An 18,754-nucleotide genomic window follows, 5' to 3' on the forward strand; every position below is an offset into this window, starting at 1 on the left:
TAATGTAAAAGGGAAGCGATGGCGTTGTGGGTTCTCATAGAAATCAAACGGGCATTTGGAACACACAGTGTGTTTGACAGGTCAGCTAACTAGCTAAGAAATCTACAAGTAATTTATAAACAGCTGGCGGTTTTAAACAAATTTTAAAATAAAAAATGGTCTGAGCTTTGGGTATTCACAGAAAAAATAGAGCTCCGGCAGATAAAAATACGCGCGCTGAAAGTCCAAAAGTCTGTCTCCGATGACAAGAGCTAAGTTGCCGAATTCAAGAAAAAAGCAGGAACAAAAGGCATAAAAAAAGCGGCTAATGCGCCGCTTTTGTGCAAACAAGCTAAAATACTACATCCAGTCAGCGTTTCTGATCACACCCACTGCAATGCCTTCAATCGCAAAGTGTTCGGTCGCCAAATCTACCTTAATGGGTGCAAATTCATCGTTTTCGGCATGTAGTAATACTTCACGCCCACGTTTCTCTAGACGCTTTACAGTCACATCTTCATCTACACGCGCCACTACCACCTGTCCATTGTGTACATCAGTGGTGCGATGAACAGCAAGAAGATCACCGTCTAAAATTCCAATGTCTTTCATACTCATGCCGTTAACGCGCAATAAAAAGTCGGCGTGAGGTTGAAAAAGTGCAGGATCTACTTTGTAGTGCGATTCAACATGTTCTTGCGCCAAGATTGGCTCGCCCGCCGCGACACGCCCAATTAATGGAAGCCCTTCTTCTTCTTGTGCGTCGTTATCAAGTGGGATGTTGAGCTTAATGCCACGTGACGTACCAGGCAAAATTTCAATTACACCTTTACGCGCCAGTGCCTTCAAATGTTCTTCTGCCGCATTGGCAGAACGAAAACCAAGTTGACGAGCTATTTCCGCACGAGTGGGCGGCATTCCCGTCTCTTGCATGGTGGTTTTAATAAGTTCTAAAACTTCAGTTTGTCGAGCTGTGAGTGGGCGCATAAAAGACCTGTCTGTTCATACAGTTCCTGTAAGTATATACACCTAAAAGTAAATAACAAGCACTAGCCGCGTCTTTTGCTAGCAACCTTTGCGCTACTCTCCCCACACCACTTGATTTCTACCTTGCTCTTTAGCCTTATAAAGCGACTTATCTGCAAGTGACAGTAGTGCGCTAAAATCTGCGTCATAAGTATCTTCAACAAATGTGGCACCAATACTGATGGATAAATTCATGGTGTCTGTTTTATAAGTGACAATCCCTTCTTCGACAGAGATGCGCAACGCCTCTAATTGCTTGTTTATATTGTCTTTACTATCTCCCAGCATGACGATAGCAAACTCTTCTCCACCTAGCCGCGCCACAACGTTTGGCGCTTGGTTATGTTTAGCGATTTTTCGTGCGACAGCAATGAGTGCCTGATCGCCAGCATCATGACCGTAGGTATCATTCACTTTTTTGAAGTGATCAATATCTACGATAGCCACACATCCACGGCAATGCTGTTTCGAAAATGCGATACATTCATCTAAGAACGCGCGACGGTTGTAGAGACCAGTGAGTGAATCTGTCATGGCCAGTTGCCGCAGTTTTTCTTCAGCAACTGCCCGGGCTTCTTCAAGCTCTACTGCGTAGAAGAGGCCAGCCAGTGCGTCTAAGAATGGCTGTAGAAACTTTGCATCTTCGTCGGTATAAACATCAAACTTATTCGCTAAGCCTACCATCCCAACCACTTTGTCTTTCACCTTTATGGGCAGACCTAAGAACCGACTAATACGGGGGTGCCCCGGCGGCACGCCTTTGGAATTAGGGTGACTGCTAGGCGCATTACTTATGGTAACTTCCCCGGTTAGAATTGTGGTGCCAAAGAGGTTATCGAAATTACTAAAATAGAGATTGCGCTTTTTATATTCAGCGTATTGAGAAAAGCTACTGTTGTCCCACACTATCTCGGAAATGGCATGTATAAAAAGTCTCGATTTGTTCCCGTCATCTTTCATTTGCCCCACAAAAGCGAACTGGCTATCTGAGATGTCAATGAGTTCGGCCAGCACGGATTGGCACGCCATTGTAAGGTCATTGTTTTGAAGGTATGAGGCACGCGTTTTATTGATAAACTGAAGCAGCTGGGTTTTCTTTTTTTCGTGCAGCTCCCTTTCCATTCGCTGTGTGATATCGCGATGAATGCCTGCAACTCGAACGGGTTTGCCCTGGGCGTCTGTCTCAACCGTTTTCCCATAGCTTTCTACCCAAACCCAAGAGCCATCAGCGTGTTTCATACGAAATGTGGTATTAAAGACTTTGCTTTTACCAACTAAATGCATGTGGAGCTGCTTTTCTACTTTGACATAATCGGCAGGGTGAATCAGCTGCCTAAAAAAGCGCGAGCCGCTATCGTAGAACTCATATTCCAGACCAACGATGTCACACCAGCGCTTATTGACCTGATTAACGTCTGCAGCCAAGTTCCAATCCCATGTTCCTAACTCAGAAGCTTCAAGTAATAAACGCATTCGTTGATTGGTTTTATTGAGCTTATCTTCCACGTATTTTTGGTCGCTGGTATCAAATAAAAAGGCTTGAACTGAATACAGCATACCGTCATCGCGGAAATTAGCGGTAGATATCATGCTTACCCAAATAGTACGGGTGGGAGTGACTATCTGAAGGCGACAAGTATGAGTTTCTACCCCTTCCATATGAGCCTGCATCGCGAAGGTAAAATCACTTTCAGCGTCTTGGGTCAACACTTCGCTTAGTGCTACAGAACCCGTAAGCAAATCTTGAGATGACACCCCCAATACGCGCTCACTATTTTTCGAAATATAAACCAGTCTTAGCGACGTATCGTAGCGCCAGGTTGCCAAAACAATCGGCGATTTTTCGATTAAGCCATGCTCTCGCTTTAGCGCTTCGTGCTCTCTTGAAAGCGAGATATGCTGACTCACTAAGACACCAATTCGATTTAGTACCTCTAGGTGTTTTGAGTCTATTTCTCTAGGCACAGTATCAATTAAGCATACCGCACCGATAACCTGTTCATTAATCTCGATGGGCGTACCTGCGTAAAAGCAAATATGGGGTTCACCCGTTACCAACGGGTTGTGCATAAAACGAGGGTCTTCATGCGCATTGCATACAACCACTTGCTTCCGCTCATCAACCACATGACTGCAAAACGCATGTTCGCGACTGACTTTAGAGAGGGTGGTTCCATAACGAGCTTTAAAGGTTTCTTCAAACTCTCCAACTACGCCAATAAGGGCGATAGGCACCTTATATGCCTCAGCTAACACCATCATTAAATCATCAAGATCTAACGGCACCTCACTGTTGAGCATAAAATCATCAATTGTCTTTAATCGGCTTTGATCATCCACTACTACTTGCTCATATTCATTTACCCTTATAAAAGTAGTAATAGTCATGCAGAATCGCAATTAAACATTGCTAATGTTGAAGCGCCGTAAAAGAAATCAGTATGGGCCGTGAAACTTAGGGGAAAAAGCCAGTGGGCATTTGAACTTCCATAACTGGAAGAAGTCATTACAGCATAAGAAGCGATGATATTGGCTTATCGCGAGATTGTGACGCGTTTGTGTTACACTTCACCCGTTTTTATTTCATAGGATCACATAATTCATGTCGTGGATGCGAAAAGCCCTTCTGTCGGTATTTCATTATCCTGTTAAGTTACTGGTAAAAGCTCACAGCATTCCAGTTAACGTTGAAACCGAATTAGGAATAGATAAAAGCAAACCGATTGTTTATCTACTTCCAACCAACTCAGTGACAGACCAGCTTGCACTGAGAATGTCGACCAAAGCTTTAGGATTGCCTAGCCCAACAGAAACCCTGACTTTGGCAGGGCGAGAGTATTCGTCGACTTTGTTTTTACGTAAAACCCAGCCTCTTTTCCGCTCGTCGGCGAAGGATACGGGAATTGAAGACGTTTTCACCGACCTCTTTCACTTACATAGAGACCATGAAAACCTCGATTTGCAGGTAGTTCCGGTTTATGTAACGTGGGGCCGTGCCCCCGGCCGTGGAAAGCCAGGTTTAAGTGACCTTATTGCTGATAAAGCGGCGCCAAGTTGGCTACGCAAGTTGTTCATTGTGTTGTTTTTGGGCCGCGACAATTTTATTAACTATTCTAAGGCCGTTTCTGCACGCGCAATGTCCAACCAACATGGCAGCGACCAGAGCATCGCACACAAGCTAGTACGTGTAGCAAGTACTCACTTTCAGCGCAAACGTCAAAGTATGACCGGCCCTACATTGTTAGAGCGTCAAGAGCTCAACAACAGTGTATTGGGTTCAGACGCCGTGCGCCGTGCCATCGCGGAAGAGTCGAGAAGCAAAAAAGTCTCACATGAAAAAGCAAAGGAAACCGCACAAAGTTATATAACAGAAATTGCGGCAGATTATCGTGAGGGTCTAATTCGTTTTGGCGACAGACTACTTACCCGTATCTGGAACAAGATATACAACGGTATAAGTGTAGGACATGCCGATCGTATTCGTGAGTTGGCCGCTAATGGTCATGAAATCATTTACGTACCTTGTCACCGTAGTCACATGGACTATTTGTTACTGACCTACGTGATTTATCACGAAGGCATGGTGACGCCGCATATTGCAGCGGGTATCAACCTTAACTTTTGGCCTGTGGGCAAAATGTTCCGCCGTGGCGGTGCATTCTTCCTACGCCGCAGTTTTGCAGGCAATAAACTATACACCGCCGTTTTCAGAGAATATTTAGAACTGCTGTTCAACAAAGGCTACTCGGTAAAATACTACCCGGAAGGTGGCCGTAGCCGTACTGGTCGTTTGATCCCGCCTAAAACCGGTATGCTAGCCATGACCATTCAAGCCATGCTCAAAGGGGTTAACCGCCCTGTAAGCATAGTGCCTGTTTACATCGGCTATGAAAACGTAATGGAAGTGAAGAGCTATTTGAACGAGCTGAAAGGCTCTAAAAAGAAAAAAGAATCTAATCTTCAGGTGTTCTCGGCTATTCGTAAGCTTAAAAATTACGGCCACGGCTACGTAAACTTTGGTGAGCCCATTGCGCTTAACCAGTTCCTTGAAAGTCATGTACCTAACTGGCGCGATTGTCGCGATGCCGAGCCAGAGAAGAAGCCTGCGTGGCTAACACCAGCGGTTAACGAGCTTGCCAATAATGTTATGACGCGCATTAACCGTGCCGCGGCATTAAACGGAATGGCATTAGCGTCTCTGTGTCTTTTGTCTTCTAAAAGACAAACCATGAGCGAAGTCGAATTAAGACAAGCGATGGGTGATTTCATGGACTTGTTCAAAGCGGTGCCTTTTAGTGATGACGCCACTATTCCAGAATCATCAGCCGAAGAATTGCTGCGCGATACGCTGAAATTAGGTCGCTTCGATATTAAAGAGGACGATTACGGACGTTTGATCAGCCCACAGCCTCAGTCAGCGGTATATCTGACTTATTATCGTAACAACATTCTACATTTGTTCGCGATCCCTGGTCTTATCATGGCGTCTATCTTTGCGAAAAAAGGCACCACAAAGAACAGTATTCTTCAGCTGATTGCTGCACTTTATCCGTTGCTGCAAAAAGAGCTGTTCTTGCACCTTACCCAAGATGAGGCGCTTGCGCATACTGATGCTTTGATAACCGCATTGCTCAATAACGGTTTGTTACGACAAGAAGGCGACGAGCTATTACCACCTGATGCGCACTGCAAGCAATTCCACTCGGCGTGGCTATTAAGCCGATGCATGCAGGAAACACTTCAGCGTTATGCCGTAGTACTGACAATTCTTGATAAAGAAAAAGTCATTAGCCGTGGTGCCCTTGAGCGGGAGAGTAAGCAAGTGGCTGAACGCCTATCTACACTTTACGGACTAAGCTCCCCTGAGTTTTATGATAAAAACGTACTGTCTAGCTTCATTAGTGCATTGAAAGACAACCATTGGTTGGACTCTGAGAAAGATGGCAGTTTGAAGTACTCAGAAGAGTGTGAAGCTCTGCGCGCTGATGTAATGGCGTTGATATGGCCTGAAATGATGCAGCATTTGGAGAACGTTACGCTAAACACATCAAATTAAGACAATGTGCTAGCTGGCTGAAAATGCCAAACGTAAGCGTCGTGATAAAAAGAGAAAGCCCATGCCATAGCATGGGCTTTTTATTGCGCGTCTATCTATTATTTCGGCCACTGGCAATGCCAATACTCCCTTATTAGATAGACGCTAGTTAGTGCCGCTTCGTATCGCTCCCCGGTAAACCTGCGCTTAACGTGAAGCAATACAAAGCGAAAACAAAAAAATGGCTAGTTTTCGTTTTGTGTTTTTATAACTGCCTACGCCGGCTGCGATAGGAAGAAACGATAAGCAGGGTTATCGGTCACTTCTTCCACTTTATATCCTAACTCAGCAACATGTTGATTGAAGTCCTCGCGGCTGTCTGGCGCAATGTCAAAGCCAGCCAATACCAAGCCTTCCGCGGCACCGTGGTTACGGTAATGAAATAGCGTTATATTCCACTGCTCGCCTAATGTATTGAGAAAGTTTAAAAGTGCGCCCGGGCGTTCTGGAAACTCAAAGCTGAAGACCTGCTCGTTGAGTATGGACGGTGGACGTCCGCCTACCATGTGACGTACGTGCAGCTTCGCCAATTCGTTGTCGGTTAAGTTGAAACAGTCATACCCCTTGTTCTCTAGGTCGCTTTGAAGCGCAGTGAACTCTTGCTGACCGCCCTTAAGTTTCACGCCCACAAAGATATGTGCTTCGCTCTCGCTCGCATAACGATAATTAAATTCGGTAATAGCTTTTGCCCCAACGCACTCACAAAACTGTTTAAACGCGCCTTTGGTCTCAGGAATTTTGACTGCAAATACCGCTTCTTTTTGCTCACCTAATTCACAGCGCTCAGACACATAGCGCAGCGTATGAAAATTAATGTTCGCACCACAAAGAATACCACCAAGTTTTTTGCCTTTGAGGTCATGCTGCTTGGCATACTTGCGAATTGCAGCTACTGACAAAGCGCCCGCTGGCTCAGCAATAACTCGAGTGTCATCAAAGATATCTTTGATCGCTCCACATATTTCATCATTGGTAACGGTAATGGTTTCATCAACCAAGCGATTACACAGTCGGAAGGTTTCTTGCCCCATGATTTTGACGGCCACGCCGTCGGCAAAAATACCTACGCTTTCAAGTTCAGTAGGCGCGCCCTGAGCTTTTGCTTTAATGAAACAGGCAGACTCTTCCGACTCTACTGCAACAATTTTTATGCTTGGCTTTAATTGCTTTAGGTACACCGCAATGCCTGCAGCTAAACCACCGCCGCCCACAGCAATAAATAAGATATCGAGGTGTGGGTTTTGCTCTAATAACTCGCGGGCGACCGTACCTTGCCCAGCGATGACATCGGGGTCATCAAACGGTGGAACAAAGGTATACCCGTGGGTCTCACACAATGCTTTGGCATGGTTACTTGCCTGATCAAAGCTTGTTCCATGCAATACTACATTTACATTTTCACCGCCAAAGCGGCGTACTGCATCAACCTTAATATCAGGCGTGGTTTCAGGCATAACGATAGTCGCCTGAATACCTTTCATTTTTGCACTGTACGCTAAGCCTTGCGCATGATTACCCGCCGATGCACCAATTACGCCGGCCTGCAATTGTTCGTCGCTTAGCGAGCAAATGCGATTGTAAGCACCGCGCAGCTTAAAGCTTTTTACCGGCTGCTGGTCTTCGCGTTTCAGAAATATCTCATTTCCCAGCTCTGCCGAAAGCAGAGACATATAAGAAAGCTCGCTTGCTACGGCTACATCGTAAACGGGGGCAAGTAGGATTTTCTTTAAGTATTCGTGGTCGCTAACGTGTTCGGCTGCCATTATAAATTTTCCAGCTTACTGACATCACGTACTGCTCCTTTATCGGCACTAGTTGCTAGCGCCGCAAAAGTTTTAAGTGATGTGGAGACTTCACGAACGCGATTTTTCGGCTTCCAAGGTTTGTCACTGGCTTCCATTTTCGCGCGGCGCTCTGCAAGTTCTTCATCGCTAATAGCAATATTGATACTTCTGTTGGGGATATCTATTTCAATTTTATCTCCATCTTCCACTAGGCCAATGCCGCCGCCACTTGCCGCTTCGGGTGAGCAGTGACCAATAGACAACCCACTGGTACCGCCACTGAAACGCCCGTCGGTGACCAGCGCGCAGTGCTTACCTAACCCCTTCGACTTTAGGTACGACGTTGGGTACAGCATTTCTTGCATACCAGGGCCGCCGCGAGGTCCTTCATAGCGAATAAATACCACGTCGCCGGCTTTAACTTCATTACCTAAAATGCCTGCCACTGCATCATCTTGGCTTTCGTAAATTCGCGCAGTACCGTTGAATTTTAAAATAGACTCATCCACACCAGCGGTTTTCACAATGCAACCATCTTCAGCCACATTACCGTAAAGCACCGCTAGACCACCTTCTTGACTAAACGCATGCTCGATAGAGCGAATACAGCCATTTTCACGGTCGTCATCGGCTTCATCCCAACGGCAATCTTGGCTAAACGCTTTGGTAGTACGAATACCCGCAGGGCCTGCGCGATAAAACGTGATTGCGTCTTTGTTTTCTGGGTTGGTAATGTCCCACTCGCTGATTACGTCGGTAAGCGGCTTACCTAAAACATGGTTAACATCGGTATTGAGTAGGCCCGCCTTGTTCAGTTCGTTTAAAATGCCCAACACGCCGCCCGCTCGATGAACATCTTCCATATGGTACTTCGGGGTAGAAGGCGCCACTTTACATAGGTGAGGCACTTTGCGCGACAATCTGTCGATGTCTGCCATAGTAAATGGCACTTCGCCTTCCATAGCTGCCGCTAACAAGTGCAAGATGGTATTGGTCGACCCACCCATGGCAATATCCAGGCTCATGGCATTTTCGAAAGCCTTAAAGTTGGCGATATTGCGAGGCAACACACTTTCATCATCGTCGCCGTAGTAACGCTTACAAAGCTCAACAATTTGTTTACCCGCCTGTTTGAATAAGCCCTCACGGTCGGCGTGAGTAGCCAGCATTGAACCATTTCCCGGCAAGGATAAACCTAACGCTTCTGTTAAGCAGTTCATGGAGTTCGCAGTGAACATCCCTGAACATGAGCCGCAGGTAGGACAGGCTGAGCGCTCAATTTCGTCGGTATCAGCATCGCTAACTTTGTCGTCCGCAGCTGCCACCATGGCATCAACTAAATCTAACTTTATAAGCTGGTCTGAAAGCTTGGTTTTCCCCGCCTCCATTGGACCACCGGATACGAAAATAACCGGCACATTTAGGCGCATAGATGCCATTAACATTCCCGGCGTGATCTTGTCGCAGTTAGAAATACAGACGATAGCATCGGCGCAGTGCGCGTTAACCATATATTCCACCGCATCGGCAATGATTTCTCGAGAAGGCAAGCTATACAGCATGCCGCTGTGACCCATGGCGATACCGTCATCCACGGCGATAGTGTTAAACTCTTTTGCAACACCACCCGCTTCTTCAACGCTGCGCGCCACTAACTGGCCGAGATCTTTTAGGTGAACGTGCCCAGGTACGAACTGCGTAAATGAGTTCGCAATAGCAATAATAGGCTTGCCGAAATCAGAGTCTTTCATTCCAGTTGCTCGCCATAACGCGCGAGCTCCCGCCATATTTCTACCTTGGGTGGTAGTTGCTGAACGTAACTTGGGCATAAATCCTTCCCGTTAAATTAAGGTACTAGGGCTGAGCGCTAGTCCTTCTTTATGAAACTTAAAAACAGTGGTAAACCAGTAGTACTTTGGCTCAACTTCCAATACGCTGTTTTACAAAAAATTGCATGTCATACTGATGATGTATCACAACATCTAAAGTCGTTCAAAGCGAGGGACAACAAAGCTTGACCGCTAACACATCAGTAGCGCTTTGTTTTATATGATATATTTGACTTACAATACCTATATCCATTGGCATTGTAATAATGAAATGTTGTTCGTTAGAGGTTATGGCTTTACCTCATCACTTAATATCACGAACAGCGTAACAAGCAGCACGTATCGATATTGAACAAAGAAATAGCATGAAACGCAAGACCTGATCAAGTATTTTGCGGTAGAAATAGCGAGTTAGTGCAGGCAGTAAAAGGGCAGAAGAACATGTTTGATTGGTTTCATTGGTTAAACCTTGCAGGGGTTGCGGTATGTGCAATTTCCGGCACCCTTATGGCCTATCAGAAACGTATGGACGGATTTGGTGTGGTAGTACTTGCCAGTGCGACCGCTATTGGAGGCGGCACACTGCGTGATGTCATGCTAGATGTTCCCGTATTCTGGATTGCCGATACCGATTATTTATACACCACTCTCATTGCCGCTTTTATCCCTATAATTTGGCTGCGTATAAGCCCGCGCTTTCCCTTTCACTACTTATTAGTCGCCGATGCCTTCGGTCTGGCGCTGTTTAATGTAGTAGGCATAGAGAAAGCCCTAGCAAACGACACAGGCATGGCAGTGGCTGTGGCCATGGGCACCATTACAGGTGTATTTGGCGGACTGTTACGAGACGTAATTTGTAGAGAAGTACCTCTGGTATTAAACGGCGAGCTCTATGCGATGACTTGTATCGCAGGAGGTGTGGCATACGGCATAGGTATGGAGATGGAACTTGCTACTCAGTGGTGCGGTATTGCAGCTCTAGTCACAACCGTATTGTTTAGACTTGGCGCCATGCGATGGCACTGGCAGCTACCCGTTTTTTATAACGACCATCATTAGTGCTACCGGTCTGTGCCTAGCAGAGGTAGTACTCGCCGTGCGCGCTATAAGTAAATCCCATCGTTAGTACAGTTACATCTTCTTTCTAGCCTCATTAGAGTTTACGCCCTAAGACGGGGCTAAATGCATTAATTTTGCCTTTGTTTGCTTTTGCAACACAGAAGCAAGGACGAGCAGGAAGAGGAGCTGAGTACATTATGGGAATGGCTGTGGTTAAAACCTTCGCAGGGCAGGGCGTGTCAGCGCCAGAGGTAAGTGTAGAAATTCACTTAGCTAATGGTTTACCTGCTTTTCAACTGGTCGGCATGGCAGAAACCAGCGTTAAAGAAGCGCGAGAGCGGGTACGCAGCGCGCTTATTAATAGTGGCTTTGAATTTCCAGCAAAACGAATAACGGTTAATTTAGCGCCGGCAGATATTCCAAAATTTGGCGGGCGATTCGACTTACCTATTGCCGTAGGTATCTTAGCGGCGTCGGGCTACATATCAGACATTAGCCTTCTCAACATTGCTTTTGTGGGCGAGCTTGCATTAAACGGTGAAATAAAGCCGGTTAACGGGCTTATTCCTGTTGTAATGACAGCCGCAAACGAAGACATTGCGCTCGTGTACCCAGGAGATAATGACGTAGAAGCCGCATTGGTTTCTCATGCAACGCCATATCCCGCTTTCGATTTACTGTCTGTTTATGAACACCTAACCGGGAACAAAAAGCTCGCTAAAGGCCAGCCATTTACTTCGCGGGCGCCTAACAAAACCTTAACAGGGTGGGATGACATTATCGGCCAGGAGCAAGCCAAACGAGCGTTGATCATCGCGGCAAGTGGAGCACATAATCTTTTGATGGTGGGCCCTCAAGGTACAGGTAAGAGCTTACTTGCCAGCCGAATGCTGTCGCTACTCCCCGATATGAGTGAGGAAGAAGCGTTGGAAGTTGCCGCTATTCACTCGGTGAAAGGCGAAAAGCTGCATGCAGAACGTTTTCTAACCCGCCACTTGCGTTCGCCCCACCATACAAGCTCAGCCGTAGCGCTTACTGGCGGTGGCTCAAACCCTGTTCCGGGCGAAATATCGCTGGCCCACAACGGTATTTTGTTTCTTGACGAATTGCCTGAATTTGGGCGAAAAGCACTGGATGTATTGCGCGAACCACTTGAAACCGGCGATGTGCATTTGTCTCGCGCTTCAGGAAGCGCAACATACCCCGCCAACTTTCAACTAGTCGCGGCAATGAACCCAAGTCCGACGGGTGATATTGATGATAACCGACTGACACCGCAGCAACAGCTCAACTACTTAAATCGATTATCGGGGCCACTGCTTGATAGAATTGATATACAAGTCGAAGTGCCTCGGCTACCTGACTACGACCTGCCAGAGCGCGCCAATAGACCTAACGACTCTTTGCACGCAACGCGAGAGCGGGTCATTGCAGCTCGTCACAAACAAGAATTACGACAAGGCAAGCCAAATGGGGCGCTGCATGCGGGCGAGCTTGCCGATATATGCTTACTTGATGACGCTGATTTGCAGTTTCTACAAGCCGCTGCCAAACAGCTTAATTTGTCTATGCGGGTGTTTCATCGCACGTTAAAAGTGGCAAGAACCATTGCTGACCTTGAAGATGAGCACGCCGTATCGCGGGCACATATTGCAGAAGCATTGGGCTATCGCGCCCTCGATAACCTCATTAAGCAGTTGAGCACTAGTTGAGTACTGCTTTTGCCTTACAATTACGCACGAGATTGCAAGTTTAGCTGCATAAAGGCGTTAATAAGCGGCTCGTTTTGCTTATCCTGCAAGCAGCACAATCCAAGGGCATAAGGCTCAATATCGTCTACCTGAATCTGGGTTACCGCATTGGCCATGCTAGAGTGATCAAGTACCACTTTTGGCACAAAACCCACGCCACATTCAAGTGCCACCATGCTCACGATGGCCTCGTTACCGCCTACGTAGGCATACACATTAGGGCGAATACCGTGTTCAGCAAACCAATGATAGGCGGTACGACGGGTTGGTCCAGTTTCAGGCATAATCACCTGATGTTTGGTCCAGTCTAACTGGCTTAGTTGGGTGAGTCGCCATTCTCTTGGGGCAATAAGTACCAAAGGCACATTATCAAGGGCGGTGAAATGCAAATCTGTCGGCATATCAGGGGTGTAAATAGCAATAGATAAGTCACACTGCTTGCCTTTGACTTTTTCTATCGCAAGGGCAGGATCGCCTGTGATAAGGCGTATATCCACACCCGGGTGCTGCTGCCTGAACTGTCTAAGCATAGCGGGTAAGTGGCTTTGACTGGCGGTTACCGAGCAAAATACGCTGAGCTCTCCCTGCAATGCGTCGTTATCTTCTTTTAAGTCGACCTTTAACTGCTGCCAATCTTTCAGCGCTTGCTTTGAAAAAGACAGCAGCTTGTGACCACTGTGGGTTAGTGCCACTTTGCGGTTATCACGTTTGAACAACGTACAGCCTAGCTCGTCCTCAAGGCGTTGAATCACCCGGCTTAACGTAGAAGGCGACACATACATGGCCTCGGCAGTAATACCAAAATGCAGACTGGTTGCTAAATGATTGAAGAGCTGAAGGCTACGAAAATCCATAAACATTTCACTTTATGCAATATTATCTTGCAAATATATCATTTTCCAAAACAAAAGAAATCTTTTAGTCTCAATATCAAGTCGTCATAGACGAGGTCTGTCAACGCCAAGGTCGGTGTTTGATATTGACAAAAATGAATGTTGTTCGGAAATTTTTATGGCTAATTATTTCAACACCCTGTCACTTCGCCAGCAGTTAGATCAGCTTGGCCGCTGCCGTTTCATGGCACGCGATGAATTCGCTGACGGTTGTCAGTTCTTAAAAGGCAAGAAAATTGTCATTGTAGGCTGCGGCGCGCAGGGCCTTAACCAAGGTCTGAATATGCGTGATTCAGGGTTAGATGTTTCTTATGCGCTGCGTCAAGCAGCCATTGATGAGCAACGCGACTCATACAAGCGTGCGACCAGTAATGGATTTACCGTTGGTACATACCAACAGCTCATTCCAGAAGCAGATTTGGTTTATAACCTAACGCCCGATAAGCAGCACGCTAGCGTAGTAGAAGCCGTTATGCCGCTTATGAAAGAAGGTGCAACATTAGGTTACTCTCACGGTTTCAACATTGTTGAAGAAGGTCAGCAAATTCGTAGTGATATCACAGTAATTATGTGCGCGCCGAAAAGCCCGGGTTCTGAAGTACGTGAAGAATATAAGCGTGGTTTTGGTGTACCAACACTTATTGCCGTGCACCCAGAAAACGACCCTGAAGGTAAAGGGTGGGATCAGGCCAAAGCACTAGCAAGTGCAACAGGCGGTGACCGCGCAGGTGTACTTGAGTCATCATTTGTGGCTGAAGTTAAATCTGACCTAATGGGCGAGCAAACCATTTTGTGTGGTATGCAGCAAGTTGCAGCAGTACTTGCGTTTGAGAAAATGGTTGATGATGGTATCGACCCAGGCTACGCAGGTGCACTTATTCAGTACGGCCTAGAAGCTATCACTGAAGCACTTAAGATTGGCGGCGTTACTAACATGATGGACCGTCTTTCAAACCCTGCGAAAGTGAAAGCGTTTGAGCTTTCTGAGCAGTTAACTGATCTACTTCGTCCGCTATTTGAAAAGCACCAAGACGACATCATCAGCGGTGAGTTCTCTCGTACCATGATGGAAGACTGGGCGAACGGCGATGCAAACCTACTTAAGTGGCGTGAAGAAACCGGTGAAACCGCGTTTGAAAACGCACCGGCTTATGAAGGAGAAATCAGTGAACAAGAATTCTTTGACCACGGCATTCTATTGGTTGCCATGATCAAGTGTGGTGTTGAAGTTGCGTTCGACGTAATGGTTGAAGCCGGTATTCTTCCTGAGTCTGCGTACTATGAATCACTACATGAAACACCGCTTATTTCTAACACAATCGCGCGTAAGCGTTTGTATGAAATGAACGTGGTTATTTCAGACACAGCGGAATACGGAAACTATTTATTTGCTAACGCAGCTATTCCGATTTTGCGTGAGAAATTTATGCCTACCATTGATACCAGCGTTATCGGTAAGGGTTTGAATGTTACTTCTAACCAAGTAGAGAACAAACGCCTTGTTGAAATTAACGAAGCTATCCGCTCACACGGTGTGGAATCAGTAGGTAAAACCTTGCGTGGCTACATGACTGACATGAAAGCCATAGTAGTGTAAGAGCAGTGGTTAAGACAGTTTCTGTCGTTAGGTGCTTAACTAAGCCCTCTTGCCCGACCATTTTGGTCGGGCTTTTTTATGCCTGCAAGCCTGCTAATAAGTAAGTCGTCATCACTTTCTTAAGCAACTAACCATTGCGACACGCCTTGGAATACACCTTCTAAATAGAACCTTCACGAACGCGCTCAGCATAGCGTACTGATGCATAAGATAAGGCAAAGAAAACGAGGAACCCCCAGCCGATAGGCATTAAATTCCCATTTAAAAAACTGTCGACAAAAAGTGCAACGGGCACCGAGAATAGGCTAGAGAACGAACCGATAATTGCTGCGCCTAATCCTGCCATATCGCCAAGCGGTTGCATCGCCATGGCATTCAAATTACCAAATAAAATGCCAACAAAGAAAAAGCCGATAAACATAACTGTAACGGTGGGTATTAACGGTGGCAAACCGTCGTACGCCAACAGCAGCGCCAAATACACTACGGCAAACCCGTTTACGCCTTTAAGTGCAAAACGACAAAGCTTGCGCATGCCAAAGCGCATCACCATTTTTCCGTTAAAGTATGAGGCAAGGCCAATGGAAAAAGCGAGCGTTGCAAAAATGTATGGAAACCATTCGCCTACGTTGTAAAACACCGTAAATATGGTTTGCGATGCGCTTAAATACGCCAGGAATGCCCCAAAGATACAGCCCATAGCAAAGGTGTAACCCATTACCGCTGGGTTAGTTAGAATGAACTTTGACGATATAAAAAACTGCGCCCACGAGAACTTTTTGCGCTTCGCTCTAGGCAAGGTTTCCCCTTGGCGGGAAAAAAACCATATTCCAGCCATAGTGGCGACAATAAGAAAGAGGGTGAAGATATGGAACCACGAGGTCAACTCCATTACCGTTTGCCCAATGATAGGTGCCAACATTGGCACTAGAATAAACACCATCATGATAAACGACATGACTTTTGCCATGGCATCTCCCACATAAAGGTCGCGAATAATTGCCATAGAAGCTATTCGTGGCCCAGATACCCCAAATGCCTGAATAACCCGCCCCACCAGCATGGTTTCCAAGTTGGTGGCGATCATGCAGACAAACGTGCCTAGGGCGAAAATACATAGACCCACAAGAATGGTGAGACGACGTCCACGGCTATCTGAAAATGGGCCAAAGAACATTTGTCCAAACGCCATGCCCACAAAGAACACGGTAACAATCAAATGAGTGTGGTGAGCCTCGGCAACCTGTAGCGACTCGCCAATTTGTATAAGCGCGGGCAACATCGCGTCGATGCTAAGCGCCACCAGCGATGTCATTGTTGCCATTAAGGCAACAAATTCAACAAGGCCAAGCGCGGGCTTTTGCACAACGGCAGTATCTTCAGAAACACCATTAGAAGTCTGGGGCATAAAGTCTCGAAAATGAAATTAAGTGGGGAAAATTAAAAAGGCGCGAAATTAACGCGCCTTGATTAGTATACCTGAAACTTGGTTAAAAAGCCGTCAGTACTTATAAAGCTTATCGTAAATAGTGGTGCTTTTAACGGGTGTTACTCGGAAGCTGAAACGTTTGCCGTTGCAGCACTCCCTTTACTGGCTGGTCTAAGGTATTGGTCCAAAAACGCATCCATTTCCTTAAAGAAAATGTGACGATTTCGCTGAATAGACAAACTGTGATCACCACTTTCAAGCTCAACATATTTAAAGACTTTATCGTAGTCGTCTAATTCATCCGCCATATATCGGCTATGAAGTGGCGGGACAATTCTATCTTCGTCACCGTGTACCAGCAAAATTGGCGTCTTTATCTCTTTCGCATTGTAGTAAGGCGAACGCGCTTCAAGATCATCATAATCATCTCCGATTTGGTTCTTCACAAACTCATTGTTTAGGAAGCGGCGAGAATGGATGATGACATGTTTAAGTGAACTTACGCCTGCGAAGCTCACCGCACACTTAAACAGATCAGGGGTTTTGACAGTCGCCATTAAAGCTGCGTAGCCTCCGTAACTGGCGCCAACAATACACATGTTATCTTGCTCAGCGTAACCCTGCTTTACCATCCAGTTAGCCGCATCGGTGATGTCATCTTGCATTGCCAAGCCCCACCCTTTCATTTGGCTTTGCGCAAAGCTATAACCATATCCTCGTGAGCCTCTGAAGTTAGGCCTTAGCACCGCATAGCCCTTCGACGTAAAATACGCAGTCCAGTAATCGAAACCACTGAAATCTCTTGCTCCAGGGCCGCCGTGGGGATGAATTATCGTTGGGAACGGGCCTTCGCCTTTTGGTAATGTTAGATATGCTTCAATCTTAATACCATCTCTGGCCTCATACTCAATTAGCGTATGTTCAGATAACTTTGCAGGATCTATTTGAGCATATTGTTCAAATAGCATCACTAACGAACCCGCTTTGCGGTCACCCAGCAAATAAACGCCAGGCAAAATATCAGACTCTGAATAGACAATGTATGTCTGCTCGTCGTCACTAAAACTCACCAAGGTATTGTCGTAGTCAGGTAATCCCGCATCAATGCCGTTTTGAAGTGCAACGTAGCGCTCATCCCAGTAATACCGACCGTCATGACGCACACCAATAGCATCTCGCGTAACAGGTGAATAAATAAGGCTACCGTTTACATCGTACCCTTCATCAGCGTAGATCTCTGTTCGCTCGTTAGTCGTTAAATTCAAGGTATACAGCGCACGATAATCACCTTTGTAACCTTTAAAATAAAGAATATTTGGGTCTTTAGCGAAGCCAACAGGGTATTCGCCCTTATCTGTCATGGCGTTGTAAGCAAATAAGGTACGCCAATCGTCACCCTCTTTTAGGAAAACTTCTCGCTCACCGGTGTCATAGTCAAGGGAAATGCCGATGCGCACATTATTTTGTTGGTCCGTCATCCAATCTCTAATGCGTTTTTTCCCGCGGATAATTCGGCTTATACCGCCATCATTAACATTGATTTTGTAAACCGACGGCAACCCTAGTACCTCAGCATCTAAAGCAATCAAAATATGTTCGGGATCGTCAGGTAGCCAATCTATGACCTCATCGTGAAACTGAGGTATATGGTTTGGATTACCTGCACGACGTTTTATTCTTTCCCATTCAATCAGATTGAATGCGCCACCATCACCATCAAACTTGACACTTAACAGGCGTGTATCGTGAACTTTGGTAGTGCCTCGGCGAGTTTCGTAGCGCGCGCTAACGACTAAGCGCTCATTGTTAACCCAGTTGTACCAATTAATTTTTACTCGTTCATTGTCTGAACGCAGCAGAAAGTGCTTTTTACCTTCCTTTAGGTCGTAGGTCGCAAGCATGGCAAACGCCTCTTCCTGTTCAACATTCTGAACAAACGCGATTTTTGAACCATCGGGTGACAGCGAGGGTGTCCAATAGGTTGGTAAGGCACTGAAATTTTCGTAGTTAGGTTTTGTCTCCGCTTGCTCTGCGCCCAGCGTAGAGAAGGAACAAACCAACAGCATTAAGATGAACAGTGACGTAGGTGAGAAAGCCTTTTTAGAAGACATAACATTCCCTTGTTGTTTTTTATTGTTAGTGGAACTTAGCTTAGGCAAGAAACTCGAAGTTAAGTTATATCGAGTATACAAATTCGCGCCCAGATGTACAAAAATAAGCCGACATATAGTGTAATGTTCAGCAGTTTGCTGCATTAAGTGATAGCCGGGCACGTTTAGAAGAAGAAAGTATACGGAATCTGCTTTCTTCCA

The 18,754-nt window shown here is 46.1% G+C and carries 11 protein-coding genes; 4 read left to right on the plus strand and 7 right to left on the minus strand.

Annotated elements, in window-relative coordinates; all coding sequences use genetic code 11:
- Positions 1-339: 339 nt before the first annotated feature.
- Both lexA and BGK61_RS01595 read right to left on the minus strand, forming a co-directional pair.
- Positions 340-966, minus strand: coding sequence for a transcriptional repressor LexA (gene lexA / locus BGK61_RS01590; protein WP_076012393.1), 627 nt, complete (start codon positions 964-966; stop codon positions 340-342).
- A 93-nt stretch (positions 967-1,059) separates the two neighbouring features.
- A complete protein-coding gene (locus tag BGK61_RS01595; RefSeq protein WP_234349520.1) occupies positions 1,060-3,393 on the minus strand; it encodes a sensor domain-containing diguanylate cyclase in 2,334 nt (777 codons plus the stop codon).
- A 214-nt stretch (positions 3,394-3,607) separates the two neighbouring features.
- Between BGK61_RS01595 and plsB the strand changes: the two genes are divergently transcribed.
- Positions 3,608-6,061 carry a glycerol-3-phosphate 1-O-acyltransferase PlsB gene (gene plsB / locus BGK61_RS01600; RefSeq protein WP_015000096.1) on the plus strand — a complete coding sequence of 818 codons (2,454 nt, stop codon included), beginning with the start codon at positions 3,608-3,610 and terminating at the stop codon, positions 6,059-6,061.
- 254 nt (positions 6,062-6,315) lie between these two features.
- Here the strand turns inward: plsB and ilvA are convergent, their stop codons facing one another.
- Together ilvA and ilvD are read right to left on the minus strand one after the other, a co-directional pair.
- Positions 6,316-7,863 (minus strand): threonine ammonia-lyase, biosynthetic, encoded by a 1,548-nt coding sequence (gene ilvA / locus BGK61_RS01605; RefSeq protein ID WP_015000097.1) that lies wholly within the window; start codon positions 7,861-7,863, stop codon positions 6,316-6,318.
- Positions 7,863-9,713, minus strand: a complete 1,851-nt coding sequence (gene ilvD / locus BGK61_RS01610; RefSeq protein WP_015000098.1) for a dihydroxy-acid dehydratase — start codon at positions 9,711-9,713, stop codon at positions 7,863-7,865. The genes ilvA and ilvD overlap by 1 nt, the downstream gene beginning before the upstream one ends.
- Positions 9,714-10,154: 441 nt before the next feature.
- Between ilvD and BGK61_RS01615 the strand changes: the two genes are divergently transcribed.
- Positions 10,155-10,772 carry a trimeric intracellular cation channel family protein gene (locus BGK61_RS01615; RefSeq protein WP_076012394.1) on the plus strand — a complete coding sequence of 206 codons (618 nt, stop codon included), beginning with the start codon at positions 10,155-10,157 and terminating at the stop codon, positions 10,770-10,772.
- A gap of 197 nt (positions 10,773-10,969) precedes the next feature.
- The gene (locus tag BGK61_RS01620) at positions 10,970-12,484 is read left to right on the plus strand and encodes a YifB family Mg chelatase-like AAA ATPase (RefSeq protein ID WP_076025994.1); all 1,515 of its coding nucleotides are present in this window, start codon (positions 10,970-10,972) and stop codon (positions 12,482-12,484) included.
- Positions 12,485-12,504: 20 nt separating this feature from the next.
- Here BGK61_RS01620 and ilvY read toward each other — a convergent pair whose 3' ends face one another.
- Positions 12,505-13,377 (minus strand): HTH-type transcriptional activator IlvY, encoded by an 873-nt coding sequence (ilvY, locus tag BGK61_RS01625; RefSeq protein ID WP_015000101.1) that lies wholly within the window; start codon positions 13,375-13,377, stop codon positions 12,505-12,507.
- Positions 13,378-13,534: 157 nt separating this feature from the next.
- Here ilvY and ilvC point away from each other — a divergent pair, with 157 nt between their 5' ends.
- Positions 13,535-15,013, plus strand: coding sequence for a ketol-acid reductoisomerase (gene ilvC, locus BGK61_RS01630; RefSeq protein WP_015000102.1), 1,479 nt, complete (start codon positions 13,535-13,537; stop codon positions 15,011-15,013).
- Between the two features lie 160 nt (positions 15,014-15,173).
- Here the strand turns inward: ilvC and BGK61_RS01635 are convergent, their stop codons facing one another.
- Together BGK61_RS01635 and BGK61_RS01640 are read right to left on the minus strand one after the other, a co-directional pair.
- Entirely contained in the window at positions 15,174-16,421 is a 1,248-nt protein-coding gene (locus BGK61_RS01635) for a multidrug effflux MFS transporter (RefSeq protein WP_015000103.1), read from the minus strand.
- Positions 16,422-16,561: 140 nt separating this feature from the next.
- Complete coding sequence (locus BGK61_RS01640; RefSeq protein ID WP_015000104.1) at positions 16,562-18,553, minus strand: alpha/beta hydrolase family protein; 1,992 nt, start codon at positions 18,551-18,553, stop codon at positions 16,562-16,564.
- Positions 18,554-18,754: the final 201 nt, after the last annotated feature.

The sequence above is a fragment of the Alteromonas abrolhosensis genome (assembly GCF_001953635.1).
GTDB classification, from domain to species: Bacteria; Pseudomonadota; Gammaproteobacteria; order Enterobacterales; family Alteromonadaceae; genus Alteromonas; species Alteromonas abrolhosensis.